The sequence below is a fragment of the Microbulbifer variabilis genome (assembly GCF_052467165.1).
Genome location: NZ_CP174301.1, coordinates 865,616 through 880,358, shown reverse-complemented (window position 1 = coordinate 880,358; position 14,743 = coordinate 865,616). Strand labels below are relative to the sequence as shown.

At 52.8% G+C, this 14,743-nt stretch carries 12 protein-coding genes; 8 read left to right on the top strand and 4 right to left on the bottom strand.

Annotated features, from left to right (window positions below; all coding sequences use genetic code 11):
* Nucleotides 1-140: 140 nt before the first annotated feature.
* The 5 genes from gatC to cysZ all read left to right on the top strand — a co-directional run bounded on the left by gatC (nucleotide 141) and on the right by cysZ (nucleotide 4,672).
* Nucleotides 141-428: an Asp-tRNA(Asn)/Glu-tRNA(Gln) amidotransferase subunit GatC gene (gene gatC, locus ACJJIP_RS03810; protein WP_020412568.1), complete on the top strand. Its 288-nt coding sequence runs from the start codon at nucleotides 141-143 to the stop codon at nucleotides 426-428.
* Nucleotides 429-500: 72 nt separating this feature from the next.
* Nucleotides 501-1,946 carry an Asp-tRNA(Asn)/Glu-tRNA(Gln) amidotransferase subunit GatA gene (gatA, locus tag ACJJIP_RS03805; RefSeq protein WP_020412567.1) on the top strand — a complete coding sequence of 482 codons (1,446 nt, stop codon included), beginning with the start codon at nucleotides 501-503 and terminating at the stop codon, nucleotides 1,944-1,946.
* An 11-nt stretch (nucleotides 1,947-1,957) separates the two neighbouring features.
* Nucleotides 1,958-3,409 carry an Asp-tRNA(Asn)/Glu-tRNA(Gln) amidotransferase subunit GatB gene (gene gatB / locus ACJJIP_RS03800; protein WP_444946254.1) on the top strand — a complete coding sequence of 484 codons (1,452 nt, stop codon included), beginning with the start codon at nucleotides 1,958-1,960 and terminating at the stop codon, nucleotides 3,407-3,409.
* Between the two features lie 67 nt (nucleotides 3,410-3,476).
* The gene (locus tag ACJJIP_RS03795; protein WP_020412565.1) at nucleotides 3,477-3,776 is read left to right on the top strand and encodes a PA4642 family protein; all 300 of its coding nucleotides are present in this window, start codon (nucleotides 3,477-3,479) and stop codon (nucleotides 3,774-3,776) included.
* 32 nt (nucleotides 3,777-3,808) lie between these two features.
* Nucleotides 3,809-4,672, top strand: a complete 864-nt coding sequence (gene cysZ, locus ACJJIP_RS03790) for a sulfate transporter CysZ (protein ID WP_353376020.1) — start codon at nucleotides 3,809-3,811, stop codon at nucleotides 4,670-4,672.
* Between the two features lie 860 nt (nucleotides 4,673-5,532).
* On the opposite strand, the gene ACJJIP_RS03785 is transcribed toward cysZ, so the two are convergent.
* The 3 genes from ACJJIP_RS03785 to ACJJIP_RS03775 are packed head-to-tail and all read right to left on the bottom strand — an operon-like array spanning nucleotide 5,533 to nucleotide 9,789.
* A complete protein-coding gene (locus ACJJIP_RS03785; RefSeq protein ID WP_444946253.1) occupies nucleotides 5,533-7,533 on the bottom strand; it encodes an acyltransferase family protein in 2,001 nt (666 codons plus the stop codon).
* 59 nt (nucleotides 7,534-7,592) lie between these two features.
* Nucleotides 7,593-9,110, bottom strand: coding sequence for an ATP-dependent RNA helicase RhlB (gene rhlB / locus ACJJIP_RS03780; RefSeq protein WP_157533416.1), 1,518 nt, complete (start codon nucleotides 9,108-9,110; stop codon nucleotides 7,593-7,595).
* Between the two features lie 49 nt (nucleotides 9,111-9,159).
* On the bottom strand, nucleotides 9,160-9,789 hold the full coding sequence (locus ACJJIP_RS03775; RefSeq protein ID WP_020412561.1) for an HvfX family Cu-binding RiPP maturation protein: 630 nt from the start codon (nucleotides 9,787-9,789) through the stop codon (nucleotides 9,160-9,162).
* Between the two features lie 122 nt (nucleotides 9,790-9,911).
* On the opposite strand from ACJJIP_RS03775, the gene ACJJIP_RS03770 reads away from it, so the two are divergent.
* The 3 genes from ACJJIP_RS03770 to ACJJIP_RS03760 all read left to right on the top strand — a co-directional run bounded on the left by ACJJIP_RS03770 (nucleotide 9,912) and on the right by ACJJIP_RS03760 (nucleotide 13,824).
* Nucleotides 9,912-10,625, top strand: coding sequence for an alpha/beta fold hydrolase (locus tag ACJJIP_RS03770; protein WP_444946252.1), 714 nt, complete (start codon nucleotides 9,912-9,914; stop codon nucleotides 10,623-10,625).
* A 155-nt stretch (nucleotides 10,626-10,780) separates the two neighbouring features.
* Nucleotides 10,781-12,199, top strand: a complete 1,419-nt coding sequence (locus ACJJIP_RS03765) for an MATE family efflux transporter (RefSeq protein WP_444946251.1) — start codon at nucleotides 10,781-10,783, stop codon at nucleotides 12,197-12,199.
* Between the two features lie 131 nt (nucleotides 12,200-12,330).
* Nucleotides 12,331-13,824 (top strand): succinylglutamate desuccinylase/aspartoacylase family protein, encoded by a 1,494-nt coding sequence (locus ACJJIP_RS03760; protein ID WP_444946250.1) that lies wholly within the window; start codon nucleotides 12,331-12,333, stop codon nucleotides 13,822-13,824.
* Here the strand turns inward: ACJJIP_RS03760 and ACJJIP_RS03755 are convergent.
* The gene (locus ACJJIP_RS03755) at nucleotides 13,821-14,723 is read right to left on the bottom strand and encodes a cation diffusion facilitator family transporter (protein WP_444946249.1); all 903 of its coding nucleotides are present in this window, start codon (nucleotides 14,721-14,723) and stop codon (nucleotides 13,821-13,823) included. The genes ACJJIP_RS03760 and ACJJIP_RS03755 overlap by 4 nt on opposite strands.
* Nucleotides 14,724-14,743: the final 20 nt, after the last annotated feature.

Below are 14,743 nucleotides of genomic sequence, written 5' to 3'. Positions count from 1 at the left end.
CTGGACTAATCGATTGCAATAATCCCGAGTTGCCAGGGCCGATGAGAATAACAGCATGTTGTGCTAAATTTGCCGGTTCTGCCCGGCATGCGTCTGGGTAAGCATTGATTCGCAACTCAAGCTGGAGGAGTTCCATCGCCATGGCCGTGGATACACAAACCGTAGAAAAGCTGGCCGAGCTAGCCCGCATCGCCATATCCAACGCAACCATAGAGGAAGTCAGCAGCCGCCTTGGTGACATTCTACAACTGGTAGACCAGCTGCAGGCCATCAACACCGATGGTGTAATCCCCATGGCACACCCCCTTGATGAGGTGCAAACCCTCCGTGCCGATGCGGTAACCGAAACCGACCAGCGAAATAGTTTCCTGTCTTTGGCCCCTCAGTCAGATGAGGGGCTCTATCTGGTACCCAAGGTGATTGACTGAGCCGGGACCCATCACTTCAAAGCCCACTCGAAAGCCAATCATCTGATCCCGCCAAAGCCTTAAGGGAATATCATGCATCAATTTACTATCGCCGAGATCATTCGCGGATTGCGGGGTAAAGAGTTCTCCAGTACTGAGCTTACCCAACATTTGCTCAAGCGTATCCAGCAGCTGGATAGCAACTACAACAGCTTTATCACTGTCACTGAAGAGCTCGCCCTCAACCAAGCTAAAGCGGCCGACGAGCGCCTCGCTGCCGGGGAAGCTCCTGCCTTGTGTGGCGTTCCTATCGCACACAAGGACATTGTCTGCACCAAGGGCATTCGCACCAGCTGCGCGTCAAAAATGCTGGACAATTTTATTCCGCCTTACAACGCCACAATCGTGGAAAACCTGAATTCGGCTGGCACCGTTACCCTGGGCAAAACCAATATGGATGAGTTTGCCATGGGCTCCTCCAACGAAAGCAGCTACTATGGCGCGGTAAAAAATCCCTGGGACACTAATTACGTACCCGGCGGTTCGTCAGGCGGCTCAGCAGCCGCAGTGGCAGCCCTCCTCGTCCCGGGAGCCACCGCTACCGATACCGGCGGCTCTATTCGCCAGCCAGCAGCATTGACCAATACGACCGGCTTGAAACCCACTTATGGCCGTGTATCCCGCTGGGGCATCGTCGCCTATGCCTCAAGCCTGGATCAAGCCGGTCCTATCGCGCGCAATGCAGAAGACGTAGCCTATTTGCTATCCGCTATGGCCAGCCATGATTCAAAAGATTCCACCAGCCTGGATCGCCCCCAAGCGGACTATACCGCGAGACTGAATGATTCCGTCACCGGGCTCAAAGTTGGTGTACCCAAGGAGTACTTCGGCGAGGGGCTCGATGGTGATACCGCTGTCCGGGTGCAGGATGCTCTCAAAGAATTTGAAAAACTCGGGGCTGAATTGGTCGATATCAGCCTGCCGCACACTGAGTTGGCAATTCCCGCTTATTACGTCATCGCACCGGCGGAAGCCTCTGCTAACCTGTCCCGCTTCGATGGTGTGCGCTATGGGCATCGCTGTGAACAGCCCTCCGATCTGCGTGATCTGTACATGCGCTCCCGGGGCGAAGGCTTCGGCGAAGAGGTCCAACGCCGAATCCTGGTGGGCACCTATGCCTTGTCAGCCGGCTATTACGATGCCTACTACAACAAGGCCCAGCAGGTACGCCGCCTGATCAAGCAGGACTTCATGCAGGCCTTTGAAAAAGTGGATGTTATAATGGGACCCACCACCCCCTCCCCCGCTTTCCAACTGGGTGCCAAGAGCGCCGACCCGGTTGCTATGTATCTGGAAGATATTTATACCATCGCCACTAACCTGGCAGGCCTCCCTGGAATGTCTATCCCCTGCGGGCTTGTAAATAATATGCCTGTAGGTCTGCAGATCACCGGAAATTACCTGGATGAGGCTCGCATGCTTAATATTGCGCACCAGTATCAGCAGGTAACAGACTGGCACAAAGCCAGCGCCGTATAAGGAGAAATATCGTGGAATGGGAAATCGTTATCGGGCTGGAAGTTCACGTCCAGCTCTCCACCGAATCAAAACTATTCTCCGGTGCGAGCACCCGTTTTGGCGCCGCCCCCAATACTCAAGCGTGTGCTGTAGATCTGGCCATGCCCGGTACCTTGCCAGTACCCAATGAACAAGCTTTTCGCTATGCGATAATGTTTGGCCTGGCAATGAATGCGGAAATTAGCAAACGATCCGTTTTCGAACGTAAGAATTATTTCTATCCAGATCTACCCAAAGGCTATCAAACTACCCAGCTGGAACAGCCCATCGTCGGAGCAGGGGAAGTGGAAATTCACCTGGAGGATGGAGGCAGCAAAAAAGTGCGCTTGCACCATGCTCATCTTGAAGAGGATGCAGGTAAATCCCTACACGAAGATTTCCATGGCATGTCTGGAATTGATCTCAACCGAGCCGGAACCCCGTTGATTGAAATTGTATCCGAACCCGATATGCGAAGTGCTGCCGAAGCAGTTGCTTACCTCAGGAAAATTCATAGCATCGTGACCTATTTGGGAATTTCTGATGGAGATATGTCCCAGGGCTCCCTACGCTGTGATGCCAATGTATCCGTGCGATTAAAAGGTGAGGAAAAACTGGGCACCCGCACCGAGCTAAAGAATATCAACTCTTTCCGTTTCGTTGAGCGGGCCATCAAAGTGGAAGCAGAGCGCCAGATCGATATCCTCGAAGACGGCGGCAGTATCGAGCAGGAAACCCGTCTCTACGACGCCGACAAAAATGAGACCCGCTCTATGCGCAGCAAGGAAGTTGCCAATGACTATCGCTACTTTCCCTGCCCGGACCTTCTGCCGGTAGTACTCACCGAAGAATATATTGAACAGCTGCGCAAGGAACTGCCGGAGCTGCCGGATACCAAAGCCGAGCGTTTCCAGTCCGAATTCAATCTATCTGCATATGATGCCGATCAACTGACCCAGGATCGCGACAGTGCGGAGTATTTCGAAACTGTATGTAAGTCCTGCGGCGAACCCAAGCTGGCCGCCAACTGGATAACCGGTGAGCTGGCTGCGCTGCTAAATCGCAAGGAAATCAGTATTGCCGAGTCCCCCGTTTCCGCTACACAGCTGGCAGGCCTAATTACCCGTATAAAAGACAACACTATTTCAAGCAAGATTGCCAAGCAGGTGTTTGAGGCAATCTGTGAAGGTGAAGGCAGCGCTGATGACATCATTGAAAAACGCGGCCTGAAGCAAGTATCTGATACTGGCGCCATCGAAAAAATGGTGGATGAAGTTATCGCCGCAAGCGACGCTCAAGTGGATAATTACCGTAGAGCTGACGAATCCAAGCGTCCCAAAATGATGGGCTACTTTGTTGGCCAGATCATGAAAGCCTCCAAGGGTCAGGCAAACCCACAAATGATCAACAAAATTCTCAAGGAAAAGCTGGACACCCTGCTTTAATTATTAACCCTTGAATACTTGAGCTGGGTAACATCCCGGCAGTAAAGACAGCAGTAAGGAAAAGATTTTGAGCCAGAAAAAAGACAAGCAAAAAGTTCTCGGGGAAGTTTTTGATACGGAGCGTATTGCCGGCTTCCTGATTGGAGAAGCCCCCAAGGGAGTAAACCTCGACTACCACCTGCTTGAGCGTGCTTACCGCAGTATGAAAGCAGAGAGCTTTGCCTCCTTTGTTCAACTATTTCTTGCCGAAGGGAAAGACCTCAACAGCCCTGGCCCCGATGGTAAAACCCTATTGAGCCGAATTAAAGAGCACCGCCAGGGTAAAGAGTACGGTGAAATACTGAAAGCCGCCGGCGCTGAACAATAAAGACTATCGCCGCACCGGTAAGAGGTAAATTTATGACTTCAAACCCCATCCACGGTATCGACGCGCTAGTGCGCGGTGTGCACCTGATAACCCGACGCGAACTGCGCCCTTTTATCCTGGTTCCATTACTGATCAATCTGGTGCTGTTTATCATTATCAGTGGCATCATGATTTCGCAACTGGGAGGACTCAGCGACTATATTGGCAGCCTGCTATCTCACACCCCTGTCGATACCGCGAATATGTCCTGGTGGGAAGCAATCATGGCCAAAGGTGCCGCCTGGGCCGCCAGCATTTTTCGCTGGCTTGCCTGGATTATTGCATTCCTGGTGTTGTTTCTTTTTTTTCTTGTTTACGGTTATCTGTTTGCTGTAATTACCAATATTATTGCCGCACCCTTCAATGGTATTCTGGCTGAAAAGGTAGAGGAGCTTCTCACCGGAAAGACACCGCCGGCAGAGCCGTTACTGCAAATGATTTGGCGCACCCTTGGCCGAGAACTGCGTAAGCTGGGCTACTTTATATTCTGGGGGCTAATTATTTTATTGGTGGCTACGGTCACCAGTTGGACAATTATTATCCCAGCAGTATTAACTGCTGTCTGGGGTGCCTGGTCCATGGCCATCCAATATGTGGACTACCCCCTCGACAATCACCAACGGCCATTTGATGAGCTTAAAAGTGTCTTGCGCCGTCGTAAACTAACCAGTCTCACATTTGGTGGCACAGTGATGTTGGCAAAGATGGTGCCGATCCTGAATATCTTTGTAATGCCAGCAGCTGTAGCCGGTGGCACTGCACTGTGGATTGAACGCCTGCGACAAGAGGGTGATCCCGGTACAGATAGCTTCCCTACCCAACAGCAAAGCAACTCTTCAAGTAAAAGCATTACTTAAACTTTAGCCTCAGGGGCTCGATACCGAGCCCTGAATCAAACCTCTGCAGCATCCCTATTTACCTTTCTGAGCACTTTTTTCTTTGAGCTAAGCGATACTAGGTTTTTTGCATCCGGGCAATATGTGCTGTCTAAACACGTCAATGAGGCAACCCATCCAATTCTTCCAGGACATGGACCATAAATTTCCAGCTAGCAGTGTCTGAATTCGGTTTACTAACAACGCATCGTATAAGCCCACGGGACCCTTAATGCCTGCCACAAATAGGTAAGGAGTCCCTGCCGAATACTTTTCTACACAGATTTAGCTCTGAAAAGTAGTCATAGTAAATCTCGATATTTTCATTGAGGTTGGGAAAGCGCACCGAGAATGCTCCAATAACTTACTGGAAGAGCTTAATTTTAAACCGAGGCGCTCAGCTGAGAAGATCTCAAGGCGCTGATTCAGGTAAAAGGTCAATCGGCCATTTTTTTGCACACGTCGATGTAGCCATAGAAGTTTCCTCTTTTCCCTAAGGATAGAAACTCGACTCCCTCACTCCTCAACTGCTGTAAATTCTGCTTGAGGATGTGCTGTAAAAGCTGGACTCAATTTTATGGATGAGGGGAGAGAGTCCGCATTCGCACTATAACAATTTCATGTAAGGGAGAAATTTTCGAATGCTGACACGCCCCAGGGTCAACTGCACCCTGTGTGTTATTGGAGCAACAGTATCCAATTTAATTCAAAAACAAACTTAAATGATTGAAGAGGGCTGAAGACGCACAGCTATTATCCCAATGCTAATCCTACCCGCCGATGAGACAGTATCTTTGTAGACTCATGACAGCAGTAACTTTATTACTAGCGGGCATCAAGGCCTAACCATTGGGGATACTATCCATCATCTGCGGGACCAAGCGTATTGAGCCAAAAGTGCTCAGGTGATCATCATCACGATACAGGGGCTCCCCATCAACCTGAATCTGGCATCGAGATGGACATAATTCTGGCACCAAGCTTACGCGCTCTATCTGGAACTCCTTTCCCAGACTATTAAAGATTCTTGTAACTCTCTTATTACGCTCTTCTACATCTCTCTTGGTCGGAGCGCCCTGCAGTTGTGCGCCGATAAATTCGGCGCTGGCGATGGCAAGCGGAACAGAAAAAGAAATTTCAGGGATTCCCTCCACAATTATTACCTCACGCCCACTCGCACGGATACGAGCAACAGTCTGATGGAGACCTTGGGCAACCAGCTCAAAATTATTCACAGAAGCTCCTCCAGAAGAGGGCTTTTCATATGCCGTCTTTGCCAACCCCATTACTGCCGGCGGGCCACTTTCACCGGCGGAACGACTCCCCTCCACTACCAGCGCCCACCGCGCCACTAAAACTACGGTCTTCACATCCTTTCGCTGTTCCAGCATTTCCATTATTTGGGCATTAAAAGTATCGCATCCATGCATAGCGCCCATCTCTAGACGAACAATACCAAGGAGTGGCGCACAGGCAGATTTTGCAGCCACAATACCGCGATAACCCTTTACTTTCAGCCAGTGCTCAAAACCAGGCAGAAACGCACCTGCATGGGAATCCCCCCAGAGCAGGTAATCCACTGAGGCTCCACTGCTCGCCTCACCCAATTCACAGAGCCCTTCTTCAGGTAAACGCTCCATACAACGACGCTCTTTAGACGTTCGTTCTTTGGCATTTTGATAGGTGGCAAATAATGGCTCGGGAAGACGGGAAGGCACACCCTTTTTGACATTGATTACCAGGGAGACAGAAACGATCAGCATCGCCATTACACCGAAAGTGTTTGCCAGGCCACGTTTTGATACCCCTCGCGCGGAGGGCTGGCGAAAAGGTGCTTCCACAAACTTCCAGCTCACCCAGGCAAGCCCCCCCGATACCAGGACTGCCTTTATGGCTATTTCAAATGGAAGCTCAGCCGAGCCATTTAAAAACCTAAACAAAACCAACACAGGCCAGTGCCAAAGGTATAGAGAGTAGGAAATCAAGCCTACCGAAACCAGAAGCCGCGACGATAGAAGAAAGCCGGCCACTGTTAGTCGCTGACTGCCGGCCCAGATCAGCGTGGCAGTGCCCACACAAGGCAATAAAGCGGCAACACCCGGGAAGGGAGTAGAGGCATCAAATAAAAACACGCTGGTGAGGATCATTAAGGTGCCGAGCGCCCCTGCCAGCTCCAGAAGCCAAGCCCGCTTCACATTCGGAAATGCTCCCAGTGCTACTAACGCTCCAATCCCCAACTCCCATATCCGAGTTGGAGTAAGGAAGTAATTAGCAAAAGGTTGTGCACTGGTGGCCCAGATTGAAAGGCCGAGAGAAAGCAGTGATATTCCCGCCACAACAAGCCACATCGGGCCGCGCCCTCGGGCAGCCAAGAGACATATTAAAAGGGGGAAACCCAGGTAAAACTGCTCCTCAACCGAGAGGGACCAGGTATGCAGGAGAGGCTGCCAATCTGCGCCGGCCCCAAAATAATCCTCTGTGCTCTGCCAAAACCATATATTCGAGACGAACAGGACTGTAGCGAGCACCGATTGAGCAAGCTCTTTCAGAGGCTCCGGCGGTAAAACAAACCACCCCACCGCAATCGTTGTTATTAAGACAGCAAAAAGGGCAGGTAGGATGCGACGGGCGCGCCTTTCGTAAAAATTTGCCAGGGAGAAGCTACCTGCCTCAACCTCCCTCACCAGGATACTGGTAATCAGGTAGCCAGATATCACAAAGAAAACATCGACACCGACGAATCCACCTGAAAACCCTTCTAGACCTGCATGGGCAAAAACTACCGGCAGAACCGCTAAAGCGCGCAACCCGTCGATATCGCGTCGATAACCAATACTACTCAAAACCTGGAACCACTAACTCTCAGTATCGATAGATATGCTTTGTATTGGGTTTTAACGCCTTAATGCCGGCGGTGGCGACGGTGACCTCCGCTACTGCGGCTACCTCTATCCTCACGGCTTCGCTGAATTTTCACTCGCGGGGGCTCTACCAATAGTTCCTCCGGCGGCACTTCACATTTCAACTTTTGGCCCAACAGTTGCTCAATCGGCTCAAGGCGCATGGCATCATCTTCACAGGCAAAGCTGATAGAGGTACCTGTTTTGCCCGCCCGGCCTGTACGACCAATTCGGTGCACGTAATCTTCCGGCTCCTCCGGTAGAGTGAAATTCACCACATGACTGATACCATCGATATGGATACCACGTCCGGCAACATCTGTTGCCACAAGGACTTTGGTCTTGCCCGACTTAAAGTCGTCAAGGGTGCGCACACGTTTGTTCTGTGCGACTTCCCCTGAGAGCAAACCAGCAGCAATACCGTGGGCAAGGAGATGTTCGTGCAGTCGTCGGCACTGGTCGCGGCGGTTGGCGAATACAATCAGACTATCGACTTCCTCGCGCTGTAGGATGTTGTAAAGCAGCGCATATTTTTCCTCACTAGCGGCCAGGTATACATGCTGCTCCACACTGTCTGTGGCAACCCGCTCAGGCTCGATTTCCACAATTACCGGATCATCGGTCCACTGCTCAACCAGTGCATCCACCTCGGGCGTGAAAGTGGCAGAAAAAAACATCGTCTGGCGATGAGTTTTGCGGGGAGTTTGGCGCACGATTCTACGCACCTGGGGGATAAATCCCATATCCAGCATGCGATCCGCCTCATCGATTACCAGGACTTCTACCTGGTCCAGATAACAATCGCGATTACCGACAAAGTCCAGCAGGCGCCCAGGCGTGGCAACCAGGATATCCACCAAACGCTCATTCAGGTTGCGCTGCTGTTTGTCGTAATCCATACCACCAACCAGGGTATGGATTTCCAGGCCCGTGTACTTACACAGGGCCTTGGCGTCATCAGCGATCTGCATCACCAATTCACGCGTAGGTGCAATAATCAGTGAACGGGCCTCACCGGCATAGCGCTCGCCTTCGAAGGGGTGGCGAAGTAAGTCTTCAATGACAGTAATCAGAAAGGCCGCCGTTTTACCAGTACCCGTCTGCGCCTTACCGACTAAATCGTGACCATTCAGAGTATGCGGCAGGGAGCGCCCCTGGATAGGGGAGCAATACTGGAAGCCCAGGTCGTGAATTCCCCGCATCAGTTCCGGGGGCAAACCCAGATCGTGAAAGCGTACCTTGCCCTCTTGTTCAGGAACCTGGAAGTCATCCAGTGACCAAGGTGTCACCGCAATCTCCACCTTGGGTTTGCGACTGCGCTGGCGCCCCTTGTGGGAAGCTTTACCGCCGCTCCGGCGCGACCTACCCTCGCCCTGACCAGACTTGTCCCGAGCAGAATGGCCTTTTGAGGCGCGATCCGCTGGATTCTGGTCATCTTTGCGGCGCTTGGAGCGCTCATCTCCCTGGCGTGGGCTCTTATCCTCTTTAGAGGAGGAACGACGGAACAACTTTCCTATCAAGTGAAATACTCGCTCAAATGTTCAAATAATCGGCGAGTATACCATCACTCTAGACGGATTCCCGCCTGCTAAAATGGCGGCACAGCCAATAATCAAGGCTGGCAAAGCGCCCGGCCCCGCTGCAGAGCAGCGCCAACAACATAATGAAATAGGTTGCGGAGAATTCAATACCGTTCTTCAGGACAGTGATACTGCCCGCCTCGGATAACCATTGATAATTACCATGCTCCTTCAACAGCTCAACCGCCCTTTCCTTACGGGTAATGGCCTCATCAATCAAATCCTCACGCCATTCCCAAGGAGCCACTAACGTCTTATCCGGCAGGGCCGACCAACCATTCTCCCAGTGCGCGGTGATCGCAGCCACTGCCATTACAAACATCAGTGGAATCGCCACCACGCGGGTAGCAAAGCCAAACAGAATGGCAATACCACCAAAGAATTCAATCAGCGCCGCTGCCCAAGCCATAAACATTGGCGCCGGCAGGCCCAGGCCCCAGTCAGGATTGCCAAACCACGCAGCCACCTCATCAATACTGCCCATTTTGTTGAGCCCGGCCAAAATAAATATGGGTGCCAAGTAGATTCGTAACGCTAGAGGCCCAAGCCAGTCAATCTTGTGCACGAAATGCAAAAAGCAACCGTACCAGTTGCTCAGGGTATTCATCGCACCACTCATTATCATCACTCTCTTTGCTGTATTTGTTCACTTTAGTCGAGCGAATACGGCATCTCTTACAAGAGAGTCCCTGCCACAGCCAACTATGCTTGTTCCTTCAATGGCAATATGAGGACAGTTGGGTGAACACCTATGTACTTGTCCACGGTATGTTCCTCGGGGGCTGGTGCTGGGCCCGCGTAGTACAGCACCTGATAACCGCCGGGCACCGGGTTTTCACCCCCACGCAGACAGGTTTAGGTGAAAGACACCATTTGCTATCCCCATCCATAGGGATGGATACGTTTATCCAGGACCTGGTAAATGTGATTGAATTCGAGGATCTGGAACAGGTTATCCTGGTAGGCCACAGCTTTGGCGGCATGGCCGCTACTGGTGCCGCAGATGCCATGCCGCAACGTATTCGCCGCCTGGTCTACCTGGATGGCGCTATTCCACTACCCGGCCACGCTTTTGCTGAACAGCTGCCAGAAAAAATACGCTCCCGGCGGTTAGCCGCGGCAAAAGAGACTCAAGGTACTCGCTGCTTTATGCCGATGGACCCGAGGTTGATGGGGATTAAGAAGTCACAGGAGCTAAACTGGCTGCGTAGGCATATGACACCACACCCGGTAAAAACCTACCTGGACCCAATCCAACTGAGCCAAGCCCCGGCACAAGGGCCGCCTTGTACATATATTCGTTGCACCAAGCCTTATTACCCCCCTGCCAACATCAGTGGCGAACAGGCACGCAAAATCCCCGGGTGGCATTACCTTGAAATTGCCGAGAGCCATGGCTGTATCATCAATGCGGCGCAAACAGTCGCCAAACTATTGCAGGAAATCCCCTCCTAACCGCTGGGCGAAGAACAGATTTCACCGTAGAATAAGCGACCTTTTTGGCGACGGGTTACCTGTGCTGTACTTCCCTTTCAGCCCCCCACCTAGCCTTTAAGGCCATTTGGCAAAGCCGGTCAATTCGATAAAAACTGTATTGCCACAGTCTTCTGGTGGAATTGGCTGGTATCTCACAGTTATCCACAGGCACTATTCCAAGAAATCTGGTTCACCCATTGTTTAAGCTTTATCGACGCGCCATCTCCACCGAATTATCCCACCTGACTACGCTGGGGGGACCACTAGTGGTCAGTAACCTGGCGGTAGTGAGTATGGGGGTTGTGGATACTATTGTTGCCGGCCGCGCTGGTGAGGTGAACCTGGCGGGCTTGGCGCTCGGCTCCAGCATCTGGGCAGTATGCGCTGTAACCCTGATCGGTCTTCTTGCCGCAGTATCCCCAGCAGTTGCCCACCTACGCGGCGGAAGAGATGAAGAAGGCTGTGCCAAGCAACTGCACCAAGCCCTGTGGATTGCCCTTATTGGCGGGATACTCGTACTTCTCGCGCTGCTTGCGGTCCCAATATGGAGCCAGTGGATTGATACGGAAGAACCAGTTCGCCAGGTTTTAGAGGGCTATATTATGGCTCTCACCGCCGGCACGCTACCATTTGCCCTGGGCACCGCACTGCGCGGTTACTGCGAGGGTATGGGGCAGGTGCGCCCGGTCATGCGCATCTATTTAGCTGCCGCCCTGCTTAATATTCCGCTGGATATCCTCTTTGTGTTTGGTGCTGGCCCCATTCCCGCCATGGGCGGCGCTGGTTGTGGTTGGGCCACCGCTGCAGTCAGCTGTCTTATTGCCCTGGCACTGTTCTGGCATGCAGGTAATGATCCGGTTTATCACTCCTTAAAGCTCAGGTTAATACCTGATAAACCCCATTGGCCAACCCTGCGTCATTTGCTCGCGGTAGGCCTGCCTGTGTGCGTGGGCGCTGCTGGCGAGGTAACATTCTTCGCAAGCTTGACAGTTTTACTGGCCCCCTATGGTGCAGCCATCGTAGCTGCCCACCAGATCAGCATGAATGTCGGCTCGATTTTTTACCTGGTGGCACTGGCACTAGCGCAAGCACTTAGCATTCGAACAGCGCATCTTCTCGGCCAGGACCGCCCAAAGCGGGCGATGTTTACTGGCAAAGTGGGCATCGGTACCGGTGTAATCTATGCCTTGGGGACCGGTTTGCTGTTAATTACTCTGCGCAGCCTGTTTGTACAAGCCTACACAGATAATGCGGAAATTATCGCTGTAGCCACAAACCTGCTGTTGCTCTGCGCCGCTTTCCAGTTGGTGGATGTCGCCCAAGCTATGACTTGGGGAGCACTTCGGGGTTACAAAGACACCAGGGTTCCCATGTATGTCCAACTTTTCTCCTACTGGTTGGTTGGCCTCCCCAGCGCCTACTGGCTGGGAGAAAATTTCTGGGGTGTTTACGGCTACTGGACCGGTGTGTGTATTGGCCTCGGAACCGCTTCAGTTTTACTGATACTACGATTTAGGCATACCAGCCGTGTAGCGATAGCACGCGCTAGATAGCCCCTGTAGTTGGCGATGTATCACATTCTCAGGGAACGCTTTGACTATACTGGCGCTCCAAGTCCCCAAGCGTGCTGAACACCAGCCAATAATCAGCACAGCCCGCCATACGAAGTTGACCGGAGTACCGAATGATTTTGCGCCTCTCCCTGACCAGGCCGCACCGCCTGCTTAGCCTCGCCCTATTTTTTACCTCGACCCAGGCCACAGCCCTGAGTGAGGGTGATAAGGGACAGGAGCAGGCCGTGCCCAAAGCGGAAAACTTACAGCTGGATCAGCCAGTTATCTCTGAGCTAGGCCCACCGACAGGAGCCAGTGATGACGACAACAGTACAGAAACTGTACCGGCAACTACAGGGAGTGAGAAAAGCGCGGAGCAGCAACCTCTGCCACAGGCAGAGAATCTGCAGCTGGATCAACCAATCGGCGAGCTCGAAGTTACCCCCACCACCAAGAAAGAGCCGGAAACCAACCCCTCTGCTCAGCCAGTATCCAAGGCAACCCCAAGCTCCCAGGGAAATATTTCCATAGAGGTAGAAAAGGCCAAACCCCTTCGCCTGCTCGGCGCCGAGGTACCTCCAGCCACCTCCACTCGCCTGGCTTGGTCACCCAGCCAGCATTTTGAGGGGGTTTACAGCCCTACTGCTGTACTCGTGGTCAATGGAGCAAAGCCCGGACCGGTACTCTGCCTTACCGCTGCGGTTCACGGAGATGAACTAAATGGTGTCGAAACAGTGCGCAGGGTTATGTATGACCTGGATGCTGAGCAGCTAAACGGTGCGGTTATTGGGGTACCTATTGTCAATTTACAGGGTTTCCACCGCAGCTCCCGCTATCTCACGGATCGCCGCGACCTCAACAGGCATTTTCCCGGTGATCCCAATGGCTCCTCCGCTTCTCGCATTGCAAATTCTTTTTTTCACGAAGTGATCACCCACTGTAATGCAGTGGTTGATCTGCACACAGGTTCCTTTTACCGCACCAACCTGCCCCAGTTACGCGGCGACCTGACCAATCCAAAAATTGTAAAAATGACCAAGGGCTTTGGCTCTACCGTGGTACTGCACAGTGCCGGGGCCAAGGGCACACTGCGCCGAGCAGCCGTGGAGGCGGGCATCCCCACAGTGACCCTGGAAGCCGGCGCACCCATGGTCCTGGATGAACGCTCTGTCAGCCACAGTGTGAAAGGTATTCGCACCCTGCTTAACCAGCTGGGAATGGTAAGTAAGTTCCGCCTGTGGGGGGATCCTGAGCCCGTGTATTACAACTCCACCTGGCAGCGGTCCTCCAATGGCGGCATTATTTTCAGTGAAGTTCAGCTGGGTGAGTTCGTACGCAAAGGAGACCTGCTAGGTACAGTCACCAACCCCATTACCAATGTGCGTACCGAGATACGTTCAGAGCACGACGGAAGAGTACTTGGTATGGCTCTGGACCAGGTAGTGCAGCCCGGATTCGCCGCCTACCATATCGGCATCCAGGCCCCTCAGGAGCAGATCAGCCAGCCTCAGGAAGTTGTCGCGGAAGGGCCTGCCAAGGAAAACACCCACAACAAAGCCAGCAAAGCTTCAGCAGCTGCCCCCTCTACTGAAAACCCAGCGAAGTTGCGGGGCGAAGAGGACTAAGCGCCGCTGACATTATCGATAATAGTGATACTTTCCTGCGCTATAGGCTCCGGCTGCAGGGTAATATGATCAATACCAAAGCGCTTGATCAGGGTCTCCCGCAAGCGCTCCAACACCGCCGGCCAAGCCTGCAGATCATCCACCACAATATGCGCCGAAAGAGAGATGGTACTGGAGTCCAGCCGCCAGATATGCAAGTCGTGTACTGAACGCACTCCGGTAACCTGCACGAGGGTCTCCCCCACTATTGGCAGGCTCAGTTCACGCGGCACCCTTTCCATCAAAACATCTACGGCATCGCGCAGCAGGCGCACACATGAAATCAGAATCAGGAAGCAGATCAGCAGCGACAACAAAGGGTCAATCGGCACCCAGCCAGTGAAATAAATCACTGCCCCCGACGCTAAAGCTGCTATTGAGCCCAGCATATCTCCCATCACATGTAGCAGTGCGCCGCGAATATTGAGCGTGCGCTCCCCCCGTAACAATACCCAGGCCGCCAGGATATTGATCAATAGGCCTGCTGTAGCTATCAGCATCACGGTGCTACCGTGTACCGGCTGCGGGTTACGCAAGCGGTTGATGGCCATAAAGGAAATTCCCACGACAATCAGCAGCATAATCAGACCATTGGTCACTGCCGCCAGTACTTCCGCACGCCCCCAGCCAAAAGACAACTCACGGTCCGCAGGCTTCTTCGCCAGCACCGCGGCAATAGCTCCAAGCGCCAGGGCAAATGTATCTGTGAGCATGTGGGCGGCATCCCCGAGCAGAGCAAGGGAACCCGACAGCCATCCTCCGATGGCCTCAACAATTGAAAAGCTCAGTGTGAGAAGCAAGGCAATAACGAGTGGGCGCAATGCACCATTGCCGTTGCGGTGGTGGACGTGATCGTGCATAGACTCCCTCCCTATCAGTC

Coding starts and splice junctions, on each gene's coding strand:
- gatC (WP_020412568.1), top strand. CDS start 141: ATGGCCGTGGATACACAAACCGTAGAAAAGCTGGCCGAGCTAGCCCGC.
- gatA (WP_020412567.1), top strand. CDS start 501: ATGCATCAATTTACTATCGCCGAGATCATTCGCGGATTGCGGGGTAAA.
- cysZ (WP_353376020.1), top strand. CDS start 3,809: ATGACTTCAAACCCCATCCACGGTATCGACGCGCTAGTGCGCGGTGTG.
- ACJJIP_RS03775 (WP_020412561.1), bottom strand. CDS start 9,789: ATGAGTGGTGCGATGAATACCCTGAGCAACTGGTACGGTTGCTTTTTG.
- ACJJIP_RS03760 (WP_444946250.1), top strand. CDS start 12,331: ATGATTTTGCGCCTCTCCCTGACCAGGCCGCACCGCCTGCTTAGCCTC.
- ACJJIP_RS03755 (WP_444946249.1), bottom strand. CDS start 14,723: ATGCACGATCACGTCCACCACCGCAACGGCAATGGTGCATTGCGCCCA.